The following is a 22,444-nucleotide window of genomic DNA, read 5'->3' on the forward strand; positions in this document are numbered from 1 at the left end:
TTTGGCACTCGCCTTATCCCCTCAGCGCACGCGCCGCCGCCTCCGCGAACGAGATGTCGCCCTTGATCTCGCGCATCGCCATCGAAGTAACCGTGCGGCGCACGCCGGGCAGGCGGCTGAGTTCCTCGCGCAGCATCCGGTCGAGCGCCATCATGTCGACGGTGACGATCTGGAGCAGATAGTCGGCTTCGCCCGTGGTGGCGTAGCAGCGGCGGATCAGCGGGTGCTTCTTCACTGCCGCCTCGAAGGCATCCGACACCTCGAAGTCGATCGACACCTGAATGAAGGCCTCGATGCCGAAGCCGATCCTGGCCGGGTCGATGCGGGTCGAATATCCGCGGATAACGCCGGCCTCTTCCAGCGCCTTCACCCGTTTCCAGCAAGGCGTCTTGCTCAAGCCGACCTCCTCGGCGAGTTCGCCGAACGAAATGCGTGCGTCGCGCTCAAGCGCGGCGACTATTCTGCGGTCGAGAGCATCCAGCGTCATTCGTTCTCCAATATGACAGAAGATATCGACGATCGTCCTTCATTCCACGTCATTTGGATAACAGAAAGGAACAATGTTCAAGCCGAAAGCGCTATCCTTGTCGCCTGGTCGAAAACCTGCCGCGAGGAGGATACGCCATGGACAAGACGGACTATCACGCCCGCATCGAGGCCCCCGAGATGCGCGACTACGGCGTCTATCTGAAATGCGATCAGCTGCTCGCCTGCCAAAAACCGCTCTCCGGCATGGTCAACGCCGACGAGCTGCAGTTCCAGATCGTGCACCAGGTCGAGGAACTGTGGATGAAGCTCATCGCCTACACGCTGGTCGATGTCCTTGACTATCTGGAGAAACAGGACACGCATCGCATCGTCACGCTGATGGGCCGCGTACACCGGCTGATGCGCATGATGACGGCGCAGCTCGACCTCCTGGAGACCATGTCGCCCAAGGAGTACCAGCAGATCCGCCTGCAGCTCGGCAATGGCAGCGGCCAGGAATCGCCGGGCTTCAAGCTTTTGCTGCGCCTGCCGCCGGACCTTTGGCGGGCCTTCAGGCGTGCCTATCTCGACGGCCGCGGGCTGACCGTGGAGGATATCTATGACGAGCATTACGACCACGGCGATTCCTATGTCGTGGCCGAGGCGCTGATCGAGTTCGACGAGCTGTTCCAGAAATTCCGCGCCAACCACCTCTATCTGATCCACCGCTCGATCGGGCTCGGCGCGAAGTCGCTGAAAGGCAGGCCGGTGGAGATCCTCGAAGGCGGCGCCCGCCACCGCTTCTTCCCCGAGCTCTGGGACATTCGCTGCGCCATGACGGACCGCTGGGGCGCCGAATACGGCACCGTTCGGGATTCGATCAGCCATCTGCCGCAACTTTCTCCTTCTCCCCTTGTGGGAGAAAGTGGCCGCGAAGCGGCCGGATGAGGGGTGTTCCAGGGAAAGCCAGCGTTTCACTCCGCTGGAACACCCTCATCCGTCTCGGCGCTGAAGCGCCGATCCACCTTCTCCCACAAGGGGAGAAGGAGAAAGTTGTGGCGCCTCTCGCCAAACAATTTTTCCAGCGCCTGTCGGAACCATCTCTCTCCGCCCGTCCTTGGGGGCATCAACCGCTTCAACAATCCGGAGGACACCGTGGAAATGCAGTCGACCTGGCAGACCGCCGCCATTCTCATCGCCCGCCTAATCTTCGCCGCCATGTTCGCGATGGCCGTCGCCTTCAAGCTGATGGATATCGGCGCCACCGCAGGCTACATCGCGGCCGCCGGCTTCCCGTTCCCGCTGTTCCTGGCCTGGTGCGCGGCGATCCTCGAAGCGTTGCTGGTGATCGCCTTCCTCACCGGCGCTTATCTGACGCCGTTGGCGTTGATTGGCGCCGTCTACGTCACCTTCCTCGGCTTCGCCTTTCACGGCCCGTCGCACTGGGCCGGAAACCAGGCCGAGTTTGGCGCCTTCATGTCGCATTTCCCGTTCGCCGCCGGCCTGCTCTACGCCGCCGCCCACGGCCCGGGCAGCGTGCTGGCCGTCAAGCTGGGTTGGCCGGGCAGGGCATGAACTTTCCTTCTCCCGTTCTACGGGAGAAGGTGGCCGAAGGCCGGATGAGGGCGGCGCCAACATTTCAAGACAAGGCGCCTTCCCACATGCTCACATCTGATCGTTATACGGCTCTTTCATCTGGCCGACCATGCGCGCCAGCTTCGAGAAGGACGGCATGTCGGCTTCCGGCTGGCACTGGTTGGCGAGTTCGAGCAGCCGGATCGGGAAGTTGACGGCGTCGCGGCTGGAGGCCGACATGCCTTCCGAGCGCTCCTCGCTGGTTTCGCTGGCCTCCGCCTTGCGCAGCGCGATGTCGATCTCCTCGACCGTCAGCACGCCCTTGCGCACCAGCACCTGGTTGACCGAAGCGACGGCCATCAGGAGGCCCTCGAGCTGCAGATTGGCGACATTCATGGCTTTTGCTCCCATTGACCGGGGTGAAACGCGCGAGCCGCGGTTACGATCCGGAGATGCGCAAGCCTCGCTTAGGCCTCCATCCACCGCTCTCCATATTCGCTCCAAAGCCGCCTGATCTCGCGGTTGCCGAGCGGCGGCGTCTGGCGATCGCCGTAGAAGACAGCGACAGCGCTGAGGTCATATTGGCCCTCGGCCTGGGCGATGAAGCGGATCGCTTCGCCGAGCGGTCTCGAATGGAAGATCGGATCGGCCTGGCCCCGGCCCAGGCTGCGAACGCCCGAAATGCTTGCTGGCACATGCCGCATCCGAAAGACGGATGCCATGGCAGGTTTGTCCATGCCTGCTCTCCGCGATTCCCCTTAGGGAATGATCCCATAAGCATCGGCTAATGACCAGCCCGGGACGGCCGCCGGAACAGAGCGGGCCCCAGAACAACCTCGGGAACTAAAAAGCCGGCGGGGAAAGAAAAAGGCCCGGGCGCGACGGCCCAGCGCGCGGCCGCCGCAAAGCAACCCTCGCTCACTATTGTTTTCCGGCTCGGCTCTCTAGCCGGGCCGGCAATGTCTACCTGTGCCAACGATGCAGCCAGTCCGGCTCGGGGGCGGAGCTTCGGCTGATCGCCATGCCGGCCAGCAAGCCGACCAGGCCGCCGATCAACATCGCGGTCGAGAAGGTGCCGGGGTTCTGCTGCACGGTCTCCGAAACGCTCTGCGCCTGGCTGCGCAACTGGCTCGCCGCGCGCGACGCGCGGTCAGAGGCGCCGCTGTAAAGGTTCGAAGCCCGGTCGGCCGCGCCCCGATACCAACCATGCGCGGTCTCTGCGGCTTCCCCGGCCTGTTCGGAAAGCGTGCGGTTCAGCCGGTTCACCTCACGCTTCAATTCGGCGATCTGCTTCTTCATCGCGTCTTCCGATGCCCGCGAGGCTCGTGCGCTGCTGCGGGACGCGGGACGGGTGCGCGTGGCGCGCGCGGCGGCGGTTTTCGCGTTGCCGTTGGCTGAATTGGTGGTGCTGGTGTCATTGTCTGCCATCGGTCTCTCCTTTTTGCCTCCTGGGAACGAACGGCCGAGCCGTGCCATTGTTCCCCCGCGGTTTTCCGCAGGCGCGCCGCCAGACCAAAAGACGAGGGCCGCGAAGCGAACTCCACGGCCCTTGGTCCAAGCCCGATGCCCTTGCTTGCCGCAGTTACTTGCCGCAGTTGTTGTCGTTCACGTTCGGCTGCACCGTGGTGGCGGTGCTGTTGTTGGCATCGCCCATTGCGCCCTGCGGATGATTCGCGCAGTTCTTGTCGGCGTTCGAATTCATGTCGCCGCCTGTGATGCTGCCGGTCGTGCCGGTATCGGGCGGAGCGGCCTGGTCAGGCGACGGCGCGGCCGGCGTCTTCGGCTCGACGGTAACGGTCTGGCCGCTGCCCGTGCCGTCATTTCCGGCGGTACCCGCGTTCTGGGCCATCGCCGCCGTCGCGAGGCCGATGGTCAAGGCCGAAGCTGCAAGAATCCTTGTAAGCATGATCTCTTCTCCTCTGTTGCGAGACGGTCATCTGTCGCGTTGCGACTAGGGGTGGAATCCGTCGGACCAAGGTTGGTTCCGACAAAAATTGTTGTGATCTGGCCCGGCGTTTCAATCTATAGGTGTGGCGCGCACGGGGGCTTTGCCGCCGGTATTTTGAGAAATTTAGGAAAATGTACCTAGAGGCTATTGCCTGGTGAAGGCAGCTATGCTACTATTTTGTCCATGGTGCTGATTTGCGCCAACGACCCGCCGCCGGCGGGTTTTTTGTTTTTCGCGCCATCCATTCTTTCGAAGCGCTGGCGGCGCCTTCCCTGTCCTGCGGCGCTTTCAACATTCTGCTGGAGGCCCAGATGCCACGCTATGCCACCATCGTCACCGCCGATGACGGCGCCGAGATCGTCAGCGCTATCGGCGAATTCGAAGGCACAAGCCTTCCGCACCGCTCGGGCCGTTTCGAGCAGGTCGCGCCGGGCGTGCGCATCGGTATGGTTCGCGGTGGCCTTGATGAAGCCGTCGCCGGTTTCGGTTTCCCGCGCCAGGGCCTCGGCCCGGCTGCGGTCCGCACAGCCACGGCGGGGCTGAAGGCAATGGCCGCGCCGTCCGCCGATGCCCGGCCCGCCAGGCCGGCCATGGCAAGGCCGCGCAGGAAGTCGGCCCGCAAGGTCCGCAAGGCGAAGAAGGCGAAAGCAGCGCCATCGGATTCTGTCACCCATGGCTGACGAAAACAGACGCCGCGAGGCCGTAGGCGCGAAGCGGGCGGGGCGAAAGCCGAAAGCTACCAAAGCCGCTGCCGCTCCGTCCCCCCGCCCCAAGCGCTCGCGAAGGACGCTCGTCGACGATTTCGCCGCCGCGCTTCGCGCCGATTTCCGCGTCCATGGCGCCGGCGTCATCGCCGCGGTGCGCGCCGAAAAACCCGAGCAGTATCTGAAGGTCGTGCTGACGCTGCTGCCCAAGGATTTCTCGGCCAAGGATTTCTCGGAACGTGTCGATGCCAAGCAAACCAGCCTCGGGCAATTGAGCGATGAGGAGATCCGTAGCCGCATCCGCGGCCTCGAAACGAGCCTCCGGCCGCTCCTGGACAGCGATGCAGACCTATCTGGCGCTGCTCGAGGAGATGGACCGCAGGCGTCGCCGTAACCTTCTTGCAGCCTACGCGCCTTACAAGCAGCAGGCCGAATTTCATTCGGCAGGCGCGACGCACCGCGAGCGTCTGTTCATGGCCGGAAACCAGCTCGGCAAGACCAGGGCAGGGGGCGCGGAATGGGCCATGCACCTCACCGGTCGCTATCCGGGCTGGTGGAAGGGCAAGGTGTTCGGCCAACCCGTCAGGCTCTGGGCCGCCGGCGTCACCGGCGAGGGCACGCGCGACAATCCGCAGCGCGTGCTGGTCGGCCCGCCGCAGCAGCAAAGCGAGTGGGGCACCGGCATGATCCCGGCCGATGCCATCGCCGACACGGTAATGGGCCGCGGCGCGCCGGGAGCGCTGGACAGCGTCGTCGTGCGCTGGGGCGGTGGCGGCGATGTGCAGACCGGCGAGAGCGTGCTTTCCTTCAAGAGCTACGAAAAAGGCCGCGAGAAATGGCAAGGCGAGACGCTGCACGGCGTCTGGTTCGACGAGGAACCGCCGCTGGATATCTATTCCGAGGGCCTCACCCGTACGAATGCCACGGATGGCATTACGATCGTCACGTTCACGCCGCTGCTCGGCATGAGCGACGTGGTGCTGCGGTTTTTGAGCGCGGGCGAGATGGAGAGGATTGGGAAGACGTAGGTGACGGCCAATCTCCCCCACAAGAGGGAGATCGGCAGCTTCGGCGACGGCACCAATCAGGAAACCGCGCTGAGCCACGGGTCTCGCCCGTCCTTCGGACCCCACAAGGGAGAAGGGAAAGCCGTAGGCCCTGTCAAAACGATTTCCACCGCTTATGGTGCGCGAACGCGCGGTCGCGCGACTTGCATGCCGTAAGGGATTTCAGGAATGTATGTAGGCCGTTCTTACAGGTTGCTGGACTTCGCGCTCTGGTCGCGGCGCAGCGTCATCTACATGGTCGTGGTGAGCGGGTTGGCGATCGCCGCCTACCGCCTTCCGGCGACCGCGGGCTTCTCGGTGCCGTGGTCGGTCGTGCTGGTGCTCGGCACCACGGTGTCGCTCGTCGCCGGATTCAAGAATTCGCAGGTCTTCACCCGCGCCAACGAGGCTCTGCAGGCCTTCTCGCAGATCACCGCCAGCAGCCGGATGCTGTCCGGCTTCTGCCGGGATTTCATGGATGCTGCCACCGCCCGCCAGCTGATCTACCGTCATCTCGCCTGGCTGACGGCGCTGCGCTTTTCGCTGCGGCGGCCGATGCCCTGGGAATCGCTGGCGAAAGCGGCCAACATCGAGTTCCGGCGGCGGCGCTATCACATCCAGGAGGATAAGACCTCGCTCGCCGAGGAACTGCGTAGGTTGCTGGGCGAGGAAGCCGAAAGCGTGCTGAAATCGCCACAGCCGGCGATAGAGCTTCTCGACAGGCAATTGGCCGAGGTCAACGGCTTGTTGAAGAGCTCAGCCGTTCCGACACAGGTCTATTCCGAATTGATCAAGCTGATACGCGACTTCCAGGACCAGCAGGCGCGTTGCGATCGCATCAAGAACAATCCCTATCCCCGGCAATACGCGATCGTGAGCTCGATGTTCATGATCATCTTCTGCACCTTGCTGCCCTTCGGCGTCGTTCCGGTCTTTGCCGAAATGGCCAAGCTGGGCGGCGTGCTCGGCTGGATCTCGATCTGGCTGACCATCCCGTTCAGCGCGCTGCTGGGCTGGGTCTACATGTCGCTGGACCTGGTCGGCGAAAGCAGCGCCAATCCGTTCGAGGGCAACGCCAACGACGTGCCGATCTCGCAAATCTGCCGCGACATCGAGATCGAGCTGCGGCGTGGCCTTGGCGAGGCCGCGCTTCCCGCGCCGCTGGCGCCGGTCAACGACATCGCGACGTGAAGTTCTTTCCTTCTCCCCTTGCGGGAGAAGGTGGCCGCGAAGCGGCCGGATGAGGGGTGCTCCAGGGAACGCCAGCGCGTCTCTCCGCTGGAACACCCCTCATCCGTCTCGGCGCTGCGCGCCGATCCACCTTCTCCCACAAGGGGAGAAGGGAAAGGTTTGCCATGTCCCGACACGTCACCTTCATGACCATCGACGATGCCGGGCACTATTCGTCCGAACAGCGCGCTGAGATCATCGCGGCCTCTCGGACATCGTTTTCGAGGTGGTCGTGCGAAGATTCAAACAAACGCCGGATTCCTGATCGCGGCGGGCAGAAGCCGCGCAGGCATCGAGACATCGACCGGCGGATCGTCCACACCGGACCAAGATGCCGGTGTCAGCGGTTGGCCCGCTTGAGCCGCTGGAAGAATCCAGGTGCAACGCCTATCTATGGAGAATCCAAAGGAGGTACGACATGGCTTCTTCCACCGAGCGCGCGGTCCTTGCCGGCGGCTGCTTCTGGGGCATGCAGGATCTGATCCGGCGCTTGCCCGGCGTGATCTCGACGCGAGTGGGCTACAGCGGCGGCGATGTCCCCAACGCCACCTACCGCAACCACGGCACCCACGCCGAGGCGATCGAGATCATCTTCGATCCGGCCAAGACCAGCTTCCGCACGCTGCTCGAATTCTTCTTCCAGATCCACGATCCGACGACGAAGAACCGCCAGGGCAACGATATCGGCGCGAGCTATCGCTCGGCGATTTTCTATACCAGCGATGAACAGAAACGGATCGCCGAGGACACGATAGCCGATGTCGACGCGTCCGGCCTGTGGCCTGGCAAGGTCGTCACCGAGCTCGCTCCGGTCGGGCCCTTCTGGGAAGCCGAGCCCGAGCATCAGGACTATCTCGAGCGCTATCCCAACGGCTACACCTGCCATTTCGCACGGCCGGGCTGGAAGCTTCCGGTTCGTCAACAGGCGGCCGCGTCATAATCAGCGACCGCGGTGTGTTGACATAGTCTTCACGCGCTTTGATCTGCCCGCCGTGCCGGAAGGCATGGCGGGCTTTTTTGCGTTCCGGCTGGTTGTCCCGGCCCGGCGGGCCTTAGCCCTTGGCTCGGCGGCCTTCGTGTTCGTGGTTGCCGATCCAGTGGGCGCGGATGCGGTCGCTGGCTTCGAGATAAGCCATGTCGATCAGGTAGGTCAGAAGCTTCTCGCCATCGGCCTCCGCCTTCTGGCGAAGTTCTCGCAGGATTCCCTGCGCAAATTGCAGGTTTTCCATTTTGCTAGGCTGGTCCATGGGTGCCCCCAAATGTCGGTGCGGTAAGTTTGGCTCACTATGCTTGTACGAAGATTATCGCCTCGCTCGCGGTGAAGCTGTACTCGGTTGCACTGAGGACGCCCGATCAACGAAGCTGTTGGACATCGCGCGGAAATGTCGATATTTTACGCGCCCAATCGGATGGCGACCATGCACGAAGACGAGGGCAGCACTCCTGACAAGTTGCAAGCCATGCTTGACGTGATCGCCAGGAGCGAGCCCCCAAGCGAGAGCGGGCAAGCCGATTTCGGCCGATTGAAAGCCGACGCCGCCAAGGCTGCCGGCGTGTTGATCGAATTTTACGGCGATGCAGCCCTGGAGCGGGCCAAGCTCATAGAGCGCCGGTCGCCCCAGTCGCATTTTGCACGCATGGTCGTGGCTGAAGTCGGCCGGCGCGGCAAGCGAAATTGACCCGCGAGCAATCGGCGAAAGCTGCTTCAAGACGATCTTCGCCTCCCCAGCCTTGCGCTAAGCCGCTGCTCGACCTCTTCCTCGATGTTGTCCAGGAGATAGGACATCAGGTCGTGTCCGATCGACCGCGCTAGGTCCTTGGCTTGCCCGACATGGTTGCGGATCTCGCGCAGCGCCTGCTCTTCGCACGCGGCGTCGTCCGTCAAATCGACGAACCAGCCGGGATAGAGCGCTGCCTCGCCCGTCCCGTCAACATAGCATTGGCCGACGGCCAGGATCTTGCGCAACCCCATCTTTTCGGAATGGACCCTATAGACCTCCCTGAATGCGGACCTGCGCTCCACGGCCTTGCGGATCGCCAGCCGAACCCGTGAACGATCGTCCTGATCGATGCTTTGCATGCATCGTTCAAGCGAAGCGCCATGAGAGAACTCATCGAGTGTCAGACCGAAATAATCTGAAAGATTGGCGTCGCCATAAACGCGGTCGCGCTTGATGTCCCAGGTCCAGAACCCGTCGATCGGTGGATACCGCATGTGCATGTTGCGGCCGTGTTCAGGCGCCGACGTCATGAAAACCGCCCCGTCCGGTTTCAAGCTTTGGCAGCACTATGTCGCAAAAACGGTAAGAAACAAACATGGCCTTTTGTACAAGGCCGGAAGTCATAAGACTTGCTGCCACTGGCAATTCGGGGATGTCATGCTGATATAACCGGAAAGACGGCGAAGAAAAATTTCTCGAGCCGAAAGAATTTTCACTTTGATGTTGCAACTGCCGCTTAGCGTTTTACGCGAAAACGCGGCGGACAAGCAGGCGAAACAACCCCGGAAGCTGTATTTCCGCAAGAGGCATGGTTGAAAATTCTTATATTTTGTAAAAAGAATAAAACTCTTTGCGTGCTGCTCCAGGGAGCCAAGCCGGCTTGCCGCCTCATATTTGCAGCATATCTAAATGCTAGCGTCAGCCGATTGACCGGCAAACCGACCGGTGGTTGAAAAACGCGAAACTTCGAGAAAAGCCCGCGCATATCGATCCGCGGCTGGGCGTCCTCCCGGACGTCCGAAGCCGTCACCAGACTGAAGGTCTCTGTCGTTCAGACTAAAGTCTGCCAAGAGATCAACCTAAGCCAGTCTTTGCCGCGGCTCCAGGTCGGCTTCAGCGCTTGCGGCCGAATCATCGGCGATTCGGTCATGCTCGAACTGGCGCGCCGTGGGCAGGGCCTGCAACCAGGGCTCGCGGCGTCCGATCCAGAGTTCATAGCTCGGCACCAGCCCTTCGGTTGGCGCAACGTCCAGGCTACCGATCGTCACTTCGGCCTCGTCGTCGCCAACGAACGGAACGCGGCTTCCGCAGGTGGGGCAAAAGCTCCGAGCGCCATAGCTGCTGGTGATGCCGGTGGTTTCGAACGCTTTTAGCGGCCATACGGCGTAGGCATGGAAGGCCGATCCGCTTGTCTTGCGGCAGTCCTTGCAGTGACAGAGGCCGACCCGGAGCGGCTCCCCAGTGACGCGGAACTGCACCCCGCCACACAGGCAACTCCCGCTGCGCGCGATTTCAGGCATTGCTGTTCCTCCTGCGGCTATGCACAGAGCCAATTTCGCTCGCCCCGGCAGGTCCCGCTGCCAGCTGCTAAAACCCGCAACAAGTTGCGATGGTTCCACGCCTGCGTGCAAGAAGCACGGTCAGTCGGGGAGGTTGATCGGCTCCTCGCACCGATAGACGCGGCACTCGCCGTCCTTGGTGGGAACAGTCGTCGACACAGGCACTTCCGGCCAGTCGCACTCATTGCCGAATTGCCGAACGAATCGGTCATAAGTATCCGCGCCTGTGCTCAAGACCACGGCACGATCACTTTTGATCAGCATCTGCGTCTGCTCGCAAGTCATCGCGCGTGTGTCCGGCCGGGCGTAGGCGGCGTTCATGGTGCACAACATTGGGCCGGCGCACAATGTTTTGCCTGCGGCAAGTGCGATCAACAGGGTTCTCATGGGGACGCCAGGTTTTTGAAGTTTCCGGGTGTCGAATATCGACCGCGGCTAGAACACCGCAAGATATTTGAGCAGCGAAACGATTCCGATGATGATGACGATGATCTGCGCGATCTGGCGCGCGCGGGCATCGAGCGGCAGGCGTTGCACGAGGTAAAGCACCAGGATCACCACGAGGAAGGTGATCAATATGCCGATAAGGATCGATACGCCCATTTGCCTGCCTTCTTATCAAGATTGCCCGGATGGGCAGGCTCCAACGTTGCCGGCTGCGAAATGGTTCCAAGCGGATTGAGCCACCGATCGTGTCGTCCGAAAGCAGAAGCCGGCTTCGACGTCGGCGGAACATGCGCGCGGCTTGCGAGTTCACTTCCTCGATAGCAATGCGCGGGATCGCACTGTCAGAGAGGAAGAAACCATGGGCCTCGGCACGATTCTCATCATCATTCTCATTCTTGCCCTGCTTGGCGGCTTCAGCGGCTTAGGGGGAGGGCCTTTCTACGGCACCGGCTATTATGGCGGCGGCGGCCTCGGACTCGTCCTGGTCATCGTGATCATCCTGGTGTTGCTCGGCCGCATCTGACGGCCCACGATGCGACCAGGCCTCAGAGTGTCGCCAGCGCGTCCCTCAGCTTCGCTGCCGGGCGATTGCCTCGCGGCTGGCGTCGCGGTTCCCGATCTGCGTTTCGGCGAGTTTTGGCGGGCTAGGCGGCGATCAGCGCGACGACGGCAAGAAGCGGAAGCATTTGCCGTCGCAGGGCGCATCGCAGTCAGATGATCATTGCTGCCACAGAACAGGATTCGGCGGCGTTGCGGTCGACCGGCGGCAGATCCGCGAATCCCGCTAGCCCTCGCGCCCACTGCATTCGAGGCACACGATACTGTGTCCCGGACAATTCAGCCGGTGTGTGCCCTCTGGGCAGCAATGGCCGTTCGAGCTCAGCCAGCGCGCGCAAACGAAAACCTTCTTGGCCCCGTGACAGCGGGAGCATTCCTGCGGAGGCATCAGTTCCTCCCGTGACGGGACGCCATGTTCCGCTTCAACGACCGTGTTCATCCGTTTAGTCCCCAACGCCTGGATTATCGGTCACATATGTTAATTCACTATTCTTTACATTAGGGTTTATGAATGTGAAAGGCGTGAAAGCGACATAAGGCTTTCACGCGCTTGTGCGCTTTCCCTTTGCGCTGGCGTTGTTAAATGTGGTGCCGCCCGATGCGTCGACGGATCAGGGCACGCAAAGGGAACCTTCTTGCAATGACATGGACCGGCGCGGGCGCGCTTTTCATCCTCGTGCTCACCTATGCCGGCGTCGCCGTCGGCCGTATTCCGGGCCTGCGGCTCGACCGCGCCGGCATCGCGTTGCTGGGCGGCGCCGCCATGATCGCAATCGGCGTGATCGGCATCGAGGATGCCTACAGAGCCATCAATTTCGACACCATAACCTTGCTGCTCGGCATGATGATCGTCGTGGCGCATCTGAAGGTCTCGGGCGCGTTTCGGGCGCTCGGCGGCTTTGCCATCGAGCATGCCCACGCGCCCTTCATGCTTTTGGTAATGGTGACGCTGCTGACCGGCGCGCTCTCGGCCTTCCTGGTCAATGACGCGATCTGCCTGGTGATGGCGCCGATCGTCGTGCACGTCACACGAGTCATCAACCGCAACCCGGTGCCTTACCTCATCGCTACCTGCACGGCCTCGAACTGCGGCAGCGTCGCCACCATCACAGGCAACCCGCAGAACATGGTGATCGGTGCGCTGTCCGGCATTTCCTATCCGGCTTTCACGCTGGCGCTCGCGCCGGTGGCGCTGTTCGGCCTGCTCTGCGTCATCGTCATCGTGCGCATCGTCTACCGGGCCGAATTCTCCCGCCCTGCCGAGCTCAGCCCGGAAGTCTATCGCGGCCGCATGCTGCCCGGGCAGGTCCTGAAGGCCACCATCGTGTGCGTGTTGCTGGCGCTCGCCTTCTTCGCCGGCGTTCCCGTCGCGAAGGCGGCGCTCATTGCCGGCGCCTTCCTGCTGGTCACGCGGGCAATCAAGCCGCGGCGCATTTACCGCGAGATCGATGGACCGCTGCTCTTCATGTTCGCCGGCTTGTTCGTGGTGGTGGCGGGTGCCGAGCGCACCTTGCTCACGCCCGACATGATCGCCTGGGCCAAGAACATCGGACTCGACGATGTCTGGCGGCTCTCCGGCTTCACCGCGGTGCTTTCCAACATCATGAGCAATGTGCCGGCGGTGCTGGCGCTCCGGCCCTTCGTTCCTGGGCTGGAAAACCCGGCGCGCGCCTGGCTGGTCGTGGCGATGAGCTCGACGCTTGCCGGCAATTTCACGCTGCTCGGCTCGGTTGCCAATCTGATCGTCGCCGAGCAGGCAAAAGCTGCCGGCAAGGAGCTTTCCTTCTCGGCTTTCTTTAAGGTCGGCCTGCCGCTGACGCTGGTGACGCTTCTTGCCGGGACCGCCTGGCTAGCCTGGGCCTGAAGACGCTGTCCCTTCGGACCGCCTGATCGAGGGCGCCGCGGCGACATGACCGGCGGCAGCGTCTCGACCTGGCAGTCGGCTTGCGGGGGTGAGGGCCTTGCTTAGGCCACCGCCTTCAACGGCGCCCTGTCTGCCTGCTGCAGGCGTGCGGCGGCCGCGAGCAGGTCGGTCTGGGTGATCAGGCCGAGGATGCGCCGCTCCGCATCGACGATCACCACGGCATGGCTGCGGCCGTCGGTCAGCACCGGCAGCAGACTCATCGCCGGGGTGTCGGGTGAGGCTGTGCCGGCCTTAGACATCACCCCTTTGACCGTGTCGGTCGCCCTTGTCAGTTCGCGCAGGCCGACCGCGCCGGAGAGCCGACCGTCCGCGTCGATCACCGGCAAGGTGCGGATATTGTGGTCGATCAGCTGTTTGCGCGCGTCGTCGGCCGAGGCCTTTTCCGCCACGGAGATCACATCGCGCGACATGATGTCTTTGCAAAGCAGCGTACGCTGCGAGCGCACCATGGCCTGCAACTCGACCTGGCGCAGCAGGCGCTCCAGGTCGTCACGGTCGATGTCGAAGGTCTCGTCGAGCGCCGAGAGGGCGGCGTCGACATCCTCGGGCCGGAAGCCGACGCGCTCGGCCGGCGGCCGGTCGGCGGTGCCGTGGCCGCGGGCGGTGGGCACGTGCACATGGGGATAGTTGCGCCGCGACAGCTTGTGGAAAAGGAAGCCGAGCGCAACCAGGATGGTCGAGTTGAGTGCTACCGGCACGAAGGGAAACAGGAAGCCCGCGGCGGCTACGGCCGGCCCGCCGAGCACGCCGGTAAGCGCCGCTGCGCCGCCCGGCGGATGCAATGAGCGCGTGAACGACATGGCGGCGATCGCCAGTGCCACCGCTAGGCCGGAGGCGATCACCGTGTCATGCACAAAATGCGCCACCGTCACGCCAACCAGCGCCGAAATCGTGTTGCCGCCGATGATCGACCAGGGCTGCGCCAGCGGGCTCGAGGGAACGGCAAAGAGCAGCACCGCCGAAGCGCCCATTGGCGCCACCAGCATCGCCACAAGCGGGCCGCTACCCATGGCGAGCCCGCTGATCATGCCGGTGAGCGCGATACCGATGGTAGCGCCGATGCAGGCAAGCAGCCGCTCGCGAAGCGTCGCGCCAGCAAGGATCGGAACGAAAAGGCGAAACGCCATGGCAGGCCCTGGATCGAAGAGGTGGAATTGCGTTGCCCGCAATGCCGCTGAAGCCGCGGATTTGAAAGCCAAACCAATCCGTAGATTCGCCGCTGAAGGGAATATTATTGCACAGCGATCCGCGCAGGACGCGCCGCCAGCGGCCTCGGCTTTCTCAATCGCGCCAAGCCTTTACGACGGTTTGCAGAGTCGGTTCGGCAATTCGCCCGAATGTCTGGCCTAGGCGAAAGTGTGCGAGTGCGGCGCGCGGCGCTGAGGCTGCTTTCGGCATGGGAGGATTGCTACAAGGTCAAGCGAGGCGCTGCGCGCGCCTCGCTCTCGGATAGCTAGGGGGCCACCTCGACATGGCCCTTCATGTTGGGATGGAAGCGGCAGAAATAGTCCGCTGTTCCCGCCGCCTTCAGCGTAACGTTGCCCTTCGACTTTGCCGGGATCATCACGTCCCAGCCGCCTTTCACCGTCGCGGTGTGGGCGATCACGTCCTTGTTCGTCCACTCGATCGTATCGCCGACCTTGGCCTGAATGTTTGCGGGCGAGAAGACCAGCTTGTCGATCGTTATCTCGATCGTCGCCGCGAACGCCGGCGATGCGATGAGCGCCAGCGCCAGACTGAGCAAAGCAATTCCTGGAAAAGTGTGAAACGGTTGGGCGCAGCGACTTCGCAGCTTTCCGTCAGGAATTGCCTCAAAACAAAGCAATAGCAGCCTCATTTCAACATGCCGGCGACGTGTTCGGCATGTTGCTGATGCCCCCGGAAAATCTTGAGGCCGGTCTCCAGCAGGTCCTTCAGTTCAGCATTGCTTGCCGAGGGGATAAGCAAGGTTTCGAGCGCGCCGTTGACCTGTTTGTGATAGGCCACTTCGTTCTCTATATAGGCCTTGTCGAAGGCGGCACCCTTGAGCTTCGCCAGCTTGGCGTCTTCTTCCTTCGCAGCCTTGGTCAGGGCCTTGCTGGTGTCGTTGTCCTCGGGCGTGACCTTCAGCTTCTTCACGAGGTCGAGCGCCTGCTTGTTCACCGCCTCATGATCGCGCTCCATGCCTTTGGCGAAGTCGACGACCTCCTTGTTCTTGGACTTCTCGATCGCCAGTTTGGCCGCTTCGATGTCGAGCGTGCCGGCCGTATAGGCAATGTGGGCGATCTGCGGATCGGTGGGCTTTTCGGCGGCTAGCGCCAGCGGCGCCGTGCTCACGAAGAAAAGGGCGGCGAGGGCGGCGGTTGATCGCATGAACATGGCATCTCCTTCGCCCGACGGCATTGGCTTCGGGCTTCATTTGAGGTTGACGGTAGATTGGATGCCGGACGCGTCAAAACGTTCCCGGGAAAGTTAGACCTCGAAATCCAGCCTTTTCATCACCGCCTGCGTCAGCCGCTCGCAACGCCGGCCTGCAAAGGGGAAGGCGTCGAGCAGCACCGGACCGATCTCGTCGTCCAGTGCCTTTCGCACCAGCGTTCGCGCCCGGTGCAGTCTGGTCTTCACCGTCTCGGGCCTCACGCCGAGAAAATCGGCGGTTTCCTCGATGCTCAGGCCCTCGATGACGCGGGCGACGAAGACGGTGCGATAGACATCGGGAAGGCTGTCGGTCGCCCGTTCGACAAGCCTCAGAATCTGCCGCTGCGCCATCGTCCGCTCCGGATCGTCGCCTCGGTTCAAGTCGGTTGGATTCAAGGGAAACCGGATGATCTGCGCCTCCGGGTTCTCATGCATGACCGCGACGCGCTTGCGCTTGCGCAGCCGGCCGAGCGCTTCGTTGATGACGATGCGCGACAGCCAGGTGGAGAGCGAAGCCTCGCCGCGAAAGCTGCTGAGACTGGCGAAGGCGCGCAAATAGGCCTCCTGCACGATGTCCTCGGCCTCGGCGTCATTGCGCACCACGCCGCGCGCGATGCGGTAAAGCCGCTGGTTGTGCGTCTTGATGATGGCGCGGAACGCACCAGGATCGCGCGCAAGCGCCCGGCGCACCAGCGCCATGTCGCCGGCCTCCGCCGCACCGATTTCGGCGGCTTCAATAGCAGGCTGTCTCATCTCGCCCCGATCTCCCGGCAACGTTACATGTGCGATTGGATGCGCCTGCCGACAAAAGGTTCCAGAACGGTTGCACTGGTCATGCTACCGCTTGGACAGAGGCTTGTCTGGTCGGAATCGTCCGCTGATCAGGCCGTCACTCGGCGGCAGCCGCCGCGGCGAGGCCGCGGAGAATGTCGACCTTCAGGTCCTCGACATCCTCCAGCCCGACCTGCAGCCGGATCAGCGGGCCGGCATACGAACCTTTGGCAAGCGTGCGGTCGCCAAGGAAGACCGGAACAGCGAGACTCTCATAGCCGCCCCAGGAATAACCGAGGCCGAAGATCTTGAGCGCGTCGAGAAAGGCGTGCTGGGCCTTCTGGCCGCCGCTGTTGAGCACGATCGAGAAGACTCCGCTCGAGCCGCAGAAATCGCGCTTCCAGAGCGCATGGTCGGGATGGCTTTCCAGCGCCGGATGCAGCACCTGCGCGATGCCAGGCTGCTCCTCCAGCCAGCGCGCGATGTCGAGCGCGCTCTTGCGGTGATGCTCGAGCCGCACGCCCATCGTGCGCAGGCCGCGCAGCACTTGGTAGATATCGTCGGGACCGGAACAGCAGCCCAACGCACAAAACCCATCATAAAGCTTTGTCCAGCAGGCGTCATTGGCCGAAACCAGGCCGAGCAGCACGTCGGAATGACCGGCCGGATATTTCGTCGCCGCGTGGATCGAGATGTCGACGCCATGGTCGAGCGGCTTGAAATAGAGCGGTGTCGCCCAGGTGTTGTCCATCATCACGATGGCGTTCGCCGCATGTGCCGCCTTGGAGATCGCCGGGATGTCCTGCACCTCATAAGTGTTCGATCCCGGCGATTCGGTGAACACCACCTTTGTGTTTGGCTTAATCAGCGAAGCGATGCCGGCGCCGACCCGCGGCTCGTAATATTCGATCGCGACGCCGAGCCGCTTCAGCATCGTGTCGGCGAAGTGGCGCGTCGGGTGGTAGACGCTGTCGACGATCAACAAGTGATCGCCCGCGGCAAGGAAGGTGAGCAGCGGCACCGTCACCGCCGCCAGTCCGGAAGGCACCGCGATCGTGCCGGCCGAGCCTTCCAGCGCATCGACGGCGAGCGTCAGCGCGTCCATCGTCGGGGTGCCGCGGGTGCCGTAAGTGTATTTCTGGCTGCGCCCAGCCATCGAAGCGGCGTCGGGATAAAGCACTGTCGAGGCATGCACGACCGGCGGGTTGACGAAGCCGAAATAGTCGCGCGGGTTGTTGCCGGAATGGGCAAGCAGCGTGTTGATGCCCATCTCGATGCCGTCTCTAGCCATGGTTCGTCGCCTATCGAATGATGTCAGGGGACCAGCCATAAAGCGGCGGCAAAGCCGGCGCAACCGCGCCCGGCCCGCCAAAAGCCGGTCTTCCGCTGGGCCAATCCAAAGGCGCACAAGCCCAGTAAAGCACCCCTAGTGCCGCAGCGGATTCTATCGCCGGGCCACGGATTCGCGACGGCGCGACTTGGCTGATTTGTTCGCACGGCCTGCCGGTTTCATGTGCTCTTGTCCGCAATTCAGGCATTTGCGCCAATTGCTTTCCAAACCTCCCTGGAATCGGTCATTTCCCTTGACCTCACAGGAATAATCGCCTTCGATGCGTTTCGTGAATGGGAGGCAGCGCATCGGCAACCGATGCGGGTCCCGGGAGTGGGCCTTGGAGTGGGAGCTGCATTCACAAACGAAAAAAGATCAAGCGTCGCCTGGCAATAGGGGCGCCTGTAACAGAAAAGGGTCTGTGGGTCATGAAACACATTGCAATCGGCATTCTTGGCGTCGCCGCGCTCGGGTTCATGGCGTCTGCCGCCTCGGCCGGCACGCTCGATACCGTGAAGCAGAAGGGCTTTATCCAGTGCGGCGTCTCGACCGGCCTCGCCGGCTTCTCGGCGCCGGACGACAAGGGCGACTGGAAGGGCATCGACGCGGACTTCTGTCGCGCCGTTGCGGCCGCTGTCTTCGGTGACGGCTCCAAAGTCAAGTTCACGCCGCTCAGCGCCAAGGAGCGTTTCACCGCCTTGCAGTCGGGCGAGATCGACATCCTGTCGCGCAACACCACCTGGACCAGCAACCGCGACAGCGCGCTCGGCCTCGATTTTGTCGGCATCACCTACTATGACGGCCAGGGCTTCATGATCAACGCCAAGAAGCTGCCCGGCGTGAACTCCGCGCTGCAGCTTTCGGGCGCCGCCGTGTGCGTGCAGAGCGGCACCACCACCGAGCTCAATCTCGCCGACTACTTCAAGAAGAACAAGATGGAGTACAACCCCGTCGTGTTCGAGAAGCTTGAAGAGGTCAACGCCGCCTATGACGCCGGCCGCTGCGATGCTTACACCACAGACCAGTCCGGCCTCTATGGTATCCGTCTGACGCTCTCCTCGCCGGCCGACCATGTCGTGCTGCCCGAGATCATCTCCAAGGAGCCGCTCGGCCCGGCCGTGCGCCAGGGCGATGACCAGTGGGCGCATATCGCGCGCTGGACATATTTCGCGCTGCTCAACGCCGAGGAAGCAGGCATCACGCAGGCCAATGTCGATGAGATGAAGGCGTCGACCGACCCGAACATCCAGCGCCTCCTCGGCACTGAACCGGACGGCAAGTATGGCGCCGATCTCGGCCTCTCCAACGACTTTGTCGTCAACATCGTCAAGGCTGTCGGCAACTACGGCGAAATGTTTGAGCGCAATGTCGGCTCGGGCAGCCCGCTCAAGATCGCGCGCGGCATCAACGCGCTGTGGACCAAGGGCGGCCTGCAATACGGTCCGCCGATCCGCTGATTGAAACGTGATCCGGGAGGCAGGTCGTCTGTCTCCCGGTTTCTCTTTCCAGAGGACGGTCCATGGCTTCGCAGGAAATCCTTCGCGAGGAGCCGAGTCGCGGCTCCTTCATCAATGACCCGAGAATACGCAGCCTGTTCTTTCAGACGCTGGTTGTGATCCTGCTGTTCAGTTCGATCTGGTGGATCGTCCACAACGTCATCGAAAACCTCCAGCGTCTGCACATCGCGTCGGGCTTCGGTTTCCTCAGGAGCAGGGCTGGCTTCGACATTTCCGACACGCCGATCGCCTATACGTCCGACTCGACCTATTTCCGTGCGCTGGTCGTCGGTTTGCTCAACACGATCATCGTTGCCGCCGCCGGCATCGTGCTTGCGACCATCGTGGGCTTCGCCATCGGCATCGGCCGCCTGTCGCAGAACTGGCTGATCCGCAAGATCTGCACGGTCTATGTCGAGATCTTCCGCAACATCCCGCCGCTGTTGGTCATCTTCTTCTGGTATTCCGGCGTGCTGGCCGTGCTGCCGCCGCCGCGCGAGAGCATCCACCTGCCCTTCGGCTCGTTCCTCAACCAGCGCGGTTTCTATTTTCCGCGCGCCGTTTGGGGCGATGGCTCCTGGCTGATCGGCGTCGCACTGCTGCTCGCCATTGCAATGGCCTGGTTCGTCGCCCACAGGGCGCGACAGCGGCAAAAGGCGACCGGCCAGCAATTTCCGGTCTTTTGGACATCGGTCACGCTTATCGTGGGCCTGCCGGTGCTGGCCTACCTGCTTAGCGGCATGCCGCTCACCTTCGATTTTCCGAAGCAGTCGACCTTCAACCTGACCGGTGGCTTCTGGGTCAAGCCGGAATTCCTGTCGCTCTTGCTGGCGCTCTCCTTCTACACGGCGGCCTTCATCGCCGAGATCGTGCGCGCCGGCATCAGGGGCGTCAACAAAGGGCAGAGCGAAGCGGCGGCGGCGCTCGGCCTCCGCTCCGGTCCGACCCTGCGGCTGGTGGTCATCCCGCAAGCGATGCGCATAGTCATCCCGCCGCTCACCAGCCAGTATCTCAACCTGACCAAGAACTCCTCGCTGGCGATCGCCATCGGCTATCCGGACCTTACCGCGACCGCCGGCACGGTGCTCAACCAAACTGGCCAGGCGGTGGAGGGCGTGTTCATCATGATGATCGCCTATCTGGTGCTGAGCCTGGTGACGTCCTTTGTCATGAATATCGTCAACGCCAGAATGGCGCTGGTGGAGAGGTAGGGCCATGCAGGAACATGACATGTCCTGGGTGCGCACCGAGATGGCGCTTGCCCAGCCGGCCCCGCCTACCGAACGCGGCGCCTATGCCTGGGTGCGCAAGAACCTGATCGGTTCGGTCGGCGACACCGTCCTCACAATCCTCGGCATCGCCATCGTGCTTTGGATCCTGCCGCAGGTCATCAGCTGGGCCTTCCTCAATGCCCAGTGGACCGGGCCGGATCGCACCGTCTGCACCACCGTCACGCAAGGCGGTATCCAGCCCGACGGCTGGACCGGTGCCTGCTGGGCTTTCGTCAACGCCAAGTTCGGCCAGTTCATGTTCGGCACCTATCCGATCGAGGAGCGCTGGCGGCCGATCCTGGTCGCCATCCTGTTCGTGGCGCTGTTGGTGCCGATGCTGATCCCGCGCGTGCCGCGCAAGGGATTGAATGCGGTGCTGTTGTTCGTAGCGCTGCCGATCGTCGCCTTCTTCCTGCTGCTTGGCGGCGTGTTCGGCCTGCCGGTGGTCGAGACCTCGCGCTGGGGCGGGCTTCTCGTGACGCTCAGCCTCTCCTTCGTCGGCATTGCGGTGTCGCTGCCTTTGGGCATCGTGCTCGCGCTCGGGCGCCGTTCGAAGATGCCGATCATCAAATGGCTTTGTATCGTCTTCATCGAGACGGTGCGCGGCATTCCGCTGATCACGGTGCTGTTCTTCGCCAGCGTCATGCTGCCGCTGTTCCTGCCCGCGGGCGTTACCTTCGACAAGTATCTGCGTGCGTTGATCGGTGTGTCGCTGTTTGCCGCCGCCTATATGGCCGAAGTGATTCGCGGCGGCTTGCAGGCGATCCCGAAGGGCCAGTATGAGGGCGCCGATTCGCTCGGCCTCGGCTACTGGCAGAAGATGAGCCTGATCGTGCTGCCGCAGGCGCTGAAGCTGGTCATTCCGGGCATCGTCAACACCTTCATAGGCATGTTCAAGGACACCAGCCTAGTCCTGATCATCTCGATGTTCGACCTGCTCGGCGTGGTGAAGCAGAATTTCGCCGATGCAAACTGGGCGACCCCGCAGACCGCGAGATCCGGCCTGATCTTTGCCGCCTTCGTTTTCTGGCTGTTCTGCTTCGGCATGTCGCGCTATTCAATGTACACCGAACGCCGGCTCGACACCGGTTATAAACGATAAAAAGGGAACAGGTTATGGCCACCGAAAACGCCGTCAGCGCGGAAGAAATCAAGGTCAACGCCGCCAAGATGCACATCTCCACCACCGATGTCGCCATCGACATCGTCGGCATGCACAAATGGTATGGCGAGTTCCATGTGCTGAAGGACATCAACCTCAAGGTGATGCGTGGCGAGCGCATCGTCATTTGCGGTCCCTCCGGTTCTGGCAAGTCGACCATGATCCGCTGCATCAACCGGCTGGAGGAGCACCAGAAGGGCAAGATCATCGTCGACGGCAAGGAACTCACCAACGATCTGAAGAAGATCGACGAGGTGCGCCGCGAGGTCGGCATGGTGTTCCAGCACTTCAACCTGTTCCCGCATCTCACCATCCTGGAAAACTGCACCCTGGCGCCGATCTGGGTGCGCAAGATGCCGAAGAAGCAGGCCGAGGAAATCGCCATGCATTTCCTCAAGCGCGTCAAGATACCGGAACAGGCCAACAAATATCCGGGCCAGCTCTCCGGGGGGCAGCAGCAGCGCGTGGCGATCGCGCGCTCGCTGTGCATGAATCCGCGCATCATGCTGTTCGACGAGCCGACCTCGGCGCTCGATCCGGAAATGATCAAGGAAGTGCTGGAGACGATGGTGGGGCTGGCGGAAGAGGGCATGACCATGCTCTGCGTCACCCACGAAATGGGCTTTGCCCGCAAAGTCGCCAACCGCGTGATCTTCATGGATCAGGGCCAGATCGTCGAGCAGAATACGCCAGCCGAATTCTTCGACCATCCGCGCCATGAACGCACAAAGCTTTTCCTATCGCAGATCCTGCACTGAGCGGGCGCAATCGCCAAATTTTCGGAAGCCCGGCTGGAAACAGCCGGGCTTTTTTGCTTTCGGGCTATCGGACAAGGAT

Annotated in this window: 29 protein-coding genes; 14 read left to right on the forward strand and 15 right to left on the reverse strand. The window is 62.5% G+C overall.

Features of this window, described 5'->3' with window-relative positions; genetic code table 11:
* Positions 1-13 precede the first annotated feature (13 nt).
* Positions 14-487, reverse strand: a complete 474-nt coding sequence (locus CK219_RS19830; protein WP_095768406.1) for an Lrp/AsnC family transcriptional regulator — start codon at positions 485-487, stop codon at positions 14-16.
* 137 nt (positions 488-624) lie between these two features.
* Here CK219_RS19830 and CK219_RS19835 point away from each other — a divergent pair, with 137 nt between their 5' ends.
* Complete coding sequence (locus tag CK219_RS19835) at positions 625-1,416, forward strand: tryptophan 2,3-dioxygenase family protein (RefSeq protein WP_095768407.1); 792 nt, start codon at positions 625-627, stop codon at positions 1,414-1,416.
* Between the two features lie 213 nt (positions 1,417-1,629).
* Positions 1,630-2,043, forward strand: coding sequence for a DoxX family protein (locus CK219_RS19840; protein ID WP_095768408.1), 414 nt, complete (start codon positions 1,630-1,632; stop codon positions 2,041-2,043).
* A gap of 90 nt (positions 2,044-2,133) precedes the next feature.
* On the opposite strand, the gene CK219_RS19845 is transcribed toward CK219_RS19840, so the two are convergent.
* The 4 genes from CK219_RS19845 to CK219_RS19860 all read right to left on the reverse strand — a co-directional run bounded on the left by CK219_RS19845 (position 2,134) and on the right by CK219_RS19860 (position 3,949).
* Complete coding sequence (locus CK219_RS19845) at positions 2,134-2,439, reverse strand: hypothetical protein (protein ID WP_095768409.1); 306 nt, start codon at positions 2,437-2,439, stop codon at positions 2,134-2,136.
* Positions 2,440-2,510: 71 nt separating this feature from the next.
* Positions 2,511-2,780: a hypothetical protein gene (locus tag CK219_RS19850; protein WP_095768410.1), complete on the reverse strand. Its 270-nt coding sequence runs from the start codon at positions 2,778-2,780 to the stop codon at positions 2,511-2,513.
* Between the two features lie 226 nt (positions 2,781-3,006).
* On the reverse strand, positions 3,007-3,471 hold the full coding sequence (locus CK219_RS19855) for a hypothetical protein (RefSeq protein WP_095768411.1): 465 nt from the start codon (positions 3,469-3,471) through the stop codon (positions 3,007-3,009).
* Between the two features lie 154 nt (positions 3,472-3,625).
* Positions 3,626-3,949 (reverse strand): hypothetical protein, encoded by a 324-nt coding sequence (locus tag CK219_RS19860; RefSeq protein ID WP_095768412.1) that lies wholly within the window; start codon positions 3,947-3,949, stop codon positions 3,626-3,628.
* 353 nt (positions 3,950-4,302) lie between these two features.
* On the opposite strand from CK219_RS19860, the gene CK219_RS19865 reads away from it, so the two are divergent.
* The 5 genes from CK219_RS19865 (at position 4,303) to msrA (ending at position 7,911) form a co-directional block, all read left to right on the forward strand.
* On the forward strand, positions 4,303-4,671 hold the full coding sequence (locus tag CK219_RS19865) for a hypothetical protein (protein ID WP_095768503.1): 369 nt from the start codon (positions 4,303-4,305) through the stop codon (positions 4,669-4,671).
* On the forward strand, positions 4,664-5,089 hold the full coding sequence (locus tag CK219_RS19870) for a hypothetical protein (RefSeq protein WP_141245385.1): 426 nt from the start codon (positions 4,664-4,666) through the stop codon (positions 5,087-5,089). Before CK219_RS19865 ends, CK219_RS19870 begins: the two co-directional genes overlap by 8 nt.
* The gene (locus CK219_RS19875; RefSeq protein WP_245340539.1) at positions 5,037-5,723 is read left to right on the forward strand and encodes a terminase family protein; all 687 of its coding nucleotides are present in this window, start codon (positions 5,037-5,039) and stop codon (positions 5,721-5,723) included. Before CK219_RS19870 ends, CK219_RS19875 begins: the two co-directional genes overlap by 53 nt.
* 207 nt (positions 5,724-5,930) lie before the next feature.
* Positions 5,931-6,932, forward strand: a complete 1,002-nt coding sequence (locus tag CK219_RS19880) for a bestrophin family ion channel (protein ID WP_095768414.1) — start codon at positions 5,931-5,933, stop codon at positions 6,930-6,932.
* Between the two features lie 457 nt (positions 6,933-7,389).
* On the forward strand, positions 7,390-7,911 hold the full coding sequence (gene msrA / locus CK219_RS19885) for a peptide-methionine (S)-S-oxide reductase MsrA (protein WP_095768415.1): 522 nt from the start codon (positions 7,390-7,392) through the stop codon (positions 7,909-7,911).
* Positions 7,912-8,023: 112 nt separating this feature from the next.
* Here the strand turns inward: msrA and CK219_RS31755 are convergent, their stop codons facing one another.
* On the reverse strand, positions 8,024-8,200 hold the full coding sequence (locus CK219_RS31755; RefSeq protein WP_176477083.1) for a hypothetical protein: 177 nt from the start codon (positions 8,198-8,200) through the stop codon (positions 8,024-8,026).
* Between the two features lie 189 nt (positions 8,201-8,389).
* On the opposite strand from CK219_RS31755, the gene CK219_RS19890 reads away from it, so the two are divergent.
* The gene (locus tag CK219_RS19890; protein WP_210200012.1) at positions 8,390-8,650 is read left to right on the forward strand and encodes a hypothetical protein; all 261 of its coding nucleotides are present in this window, start codon (positions 8,390-8,392) and stop codon (positions 8,648-8,650) included.
* A gap of 26 nt (positions 8,651-8,676) precedes the next feature.
* On the opposite strand, the gene CK219_RS19895 is transcribed toward CK219_RS19890, so the two are convergent.
* The 4 genes from CK219_RS19895 to CK219_RS19910 all read right to left on the reverse strand — a co-directional run bounded on the left by CK219_RS19895 (position 8,677) and on the right by CK219_RS19910 (position 10,854).
* Positions 8,677-9,222: a hypothetical protein gene (locus CK219_RS19895; protein WP_095768417.1), complete on the reverse strand. Its 546-nt coding sequence runs from the start codon at positions 9,220-9,222 to the stop codon at positions 8,677-8,679.
* Positions 9,223-9,771: 549 nt separating this feature from the next.
* Positions 9,772-10,212: a GFA family protein gene (locus CK219_RS19900; protein WP_095768418.1), complete on the reverse strand. Its 441-nt coding sequence runs from the start codon at positions 10,210-10,212 to the stop codon at positions 9,772-9,774.
* Positions 10,213-10,332: 120 nt separating this feature from the next.
* Complete coding sequence (locus tag CK219_RS19905) at positions 10,333-10,584, reverse strand: hypothetical protein (protein WP_095768419.1); 252 nt, start codon at positions 10,582-10,584, stop codon at positions 10,333-10,335.
* Positions 10,585-10,686: 102 nt separating this feature from the next.
* Positions 10,687-10,854 carry a Thivi_2564 family membrane protein gene (locus CK219_RS19910; RefSeq protein ID WP_095768420.1) on the reverse strand — a complete coding sequence of 56 codons (168 nt, stop codon included), beginning with the start codon at positions 10,852-10,854 and terminating at the stop codon, positions 10,687-10,689.
* Positions 10,855-11,056: 202 nt separating this feature from the next.
* On the opposite strand from CK219_RS19910, the gene CK219_RS19915 reads away from it, so the two are divergent.
* Together CK219_RS19915 and CK219_RS19920 are read left to right on the forward strand one after the other, a co-directional pair.
* Positions 11,057-11,221 (forward strand): DUF3309 family protein, encoded by a 165-nt coding sequence (locus CK219_RS19915; RefSeq protein WP_095768421.1) that lies wholly within the window; start codon positions 11,057-11,059, stop codon positions 11,219-11,221.
* Positions 11,222-11,896: 675 nt separating this feature from the next.
* A complete protein-coding gene (locus CK219_RS19920; protein WP_095768422.1) occupies positions 11,897-13,120 on the forward strand; it encodes an anion transporter in 1,224 nt (407 codons plus the stop codon).
* Positions 13,121-13,221: 101 nt separating this feature from the next.
* Here the strand turns inward: CK219_RS19920 and CK219_RS19925 are convergent, their stop codons facing one another.
* The 5 genes from CK219_RS19925 to CK219_RS19945 form a co-directional block, all read right to left on the reverse strand.
* Positions 13,222-14,307, reverse strand: a complete 1,086-nt coding sequence (locus tag CK219_RS19925) for an HPP family protein (RefSeq protein ID WP_095768423.1) — start codon at positions 14,305-14,307, stop codon at positions 13,222-13,224.
* Between the two features lie 326 nt (positions 14,308-14,633).
* A complete protein-coding gene (locus tag CK219_RS19930; protein ID WP_245340545.1) occupies positions 14,634-14,930 on the reverse strand; it encodes a cupredoxin family copper-binding protein in 297 nt (98 codons plus the stop codon).
* Positions 14,931-15,013: 83 nt separating this feature from the next.
* On the reverse strand, positions 15,014-15,538 hold the full coding sequence (locus tag CK219_RS19935) for a DUF4142 domain-containing protein (RefSeq protein ID WP_095768504.1): 525 nt from the start codon (positions 15,536-15,538) through the stop codon (positions 15,014-15,016).
* Between the two features lie 93 nt (positions 15,539-15,631).
* Complete coding sequence (locus tag CK219_RS19940; RefSeq protein WP_095768425.1) at positions 15,632-16,330, reverse strand: RNA polymerase sigma factor; 699 nt, start codon at positions 16,328-16,330, stop codon at positions 15,632-15,634.
* 136 nt (positions 16,331-16,466) lie between these two features.
* Complete coding sequence (locus CK219_RS19945) at positions 16,467-17,639, reverse strand: cystathionine beta-lyase (RefSeq protein WP_095768426.1); 1,173 nt, start codon at positions 17,637-17,639, stop codon at positions 16,467-16,469.
* A 467-nt stretch (positions 17,640-18,106) separates the two neighbouring features.
* Here CK219_RS19945 and CK219_RS19950 point away from each other — a divergent pair, with 467 nt between their 5' ends.
* The 4 genes from CK219_RS19950 to CK219_RS19965 all read left to right on the forward strand — a co-directional run bounded on the left by CK219_RS19950 (position 18,107) and on the right by CK219_RS19965 (position 22,365).
* Positions 18,107-19,135 carry an amino acid ABC transporter substrate-binding protein gene (locus CK219_RS19950; RefSeq protein WP_095768427.1) on the forward strand — a complete coding sequence of 343 codons (1,029 nt, stop codon included), beginning with the start codon at positions 18,107-18,109 and terminating at the stop codon, positions 19,133-19,135.
* A gap of 62 nt (positions 19,136-19,197) precedes the next feature.
* The gene (locus CK219_RS19955) at positions 19,198-20,385 is read left to right on the forward strand and encodes an amino acid ABC transporter permease (RefSeq protein WP_095768428.1); all 1,188 of its coding nucleotides are present in this window, start codon (positions 19,198-19,200) and stop codon (positions 20,383-20,385) included.
* Positions 20,386-20,389: 4 nt separating this feature from the next.
* The gene (locus tag CK219_RS19960; RefSeq protein ID WP_095768429.1) at positions 20,390-21,547 is read left to right on the forward strand and encodes an amino acid ABC transporter permease; all 1,158 of its coding nucleotides are present in this window, start codon (positions 20,390-20,392) and stop codon (positions 21,545-21,547) included.
* Between the two features lie 14 nt (positions 21,548-21,561).
* Entirely contained in the window at positions 21,562-22,365 is an 804-nt protein-coding gene (locus CK219_RS19965; RefSeq protein WP_095768430.1) for an amino acid ABC transporter ATP-binding protein, read from the forward strand.
* The last annotated feature ends 79 nt before the right edge of the window (positions 22,366-22,444 follow it).

The organism is Mesorhizobium sp. WSM4313 (assembly GCF_002294725.1).
GTDB lineage: Bacteria > Pseudomonadota > Alphaproteobacteria > Rhizobiales > Rhizobiaceae > Mesorhizobium.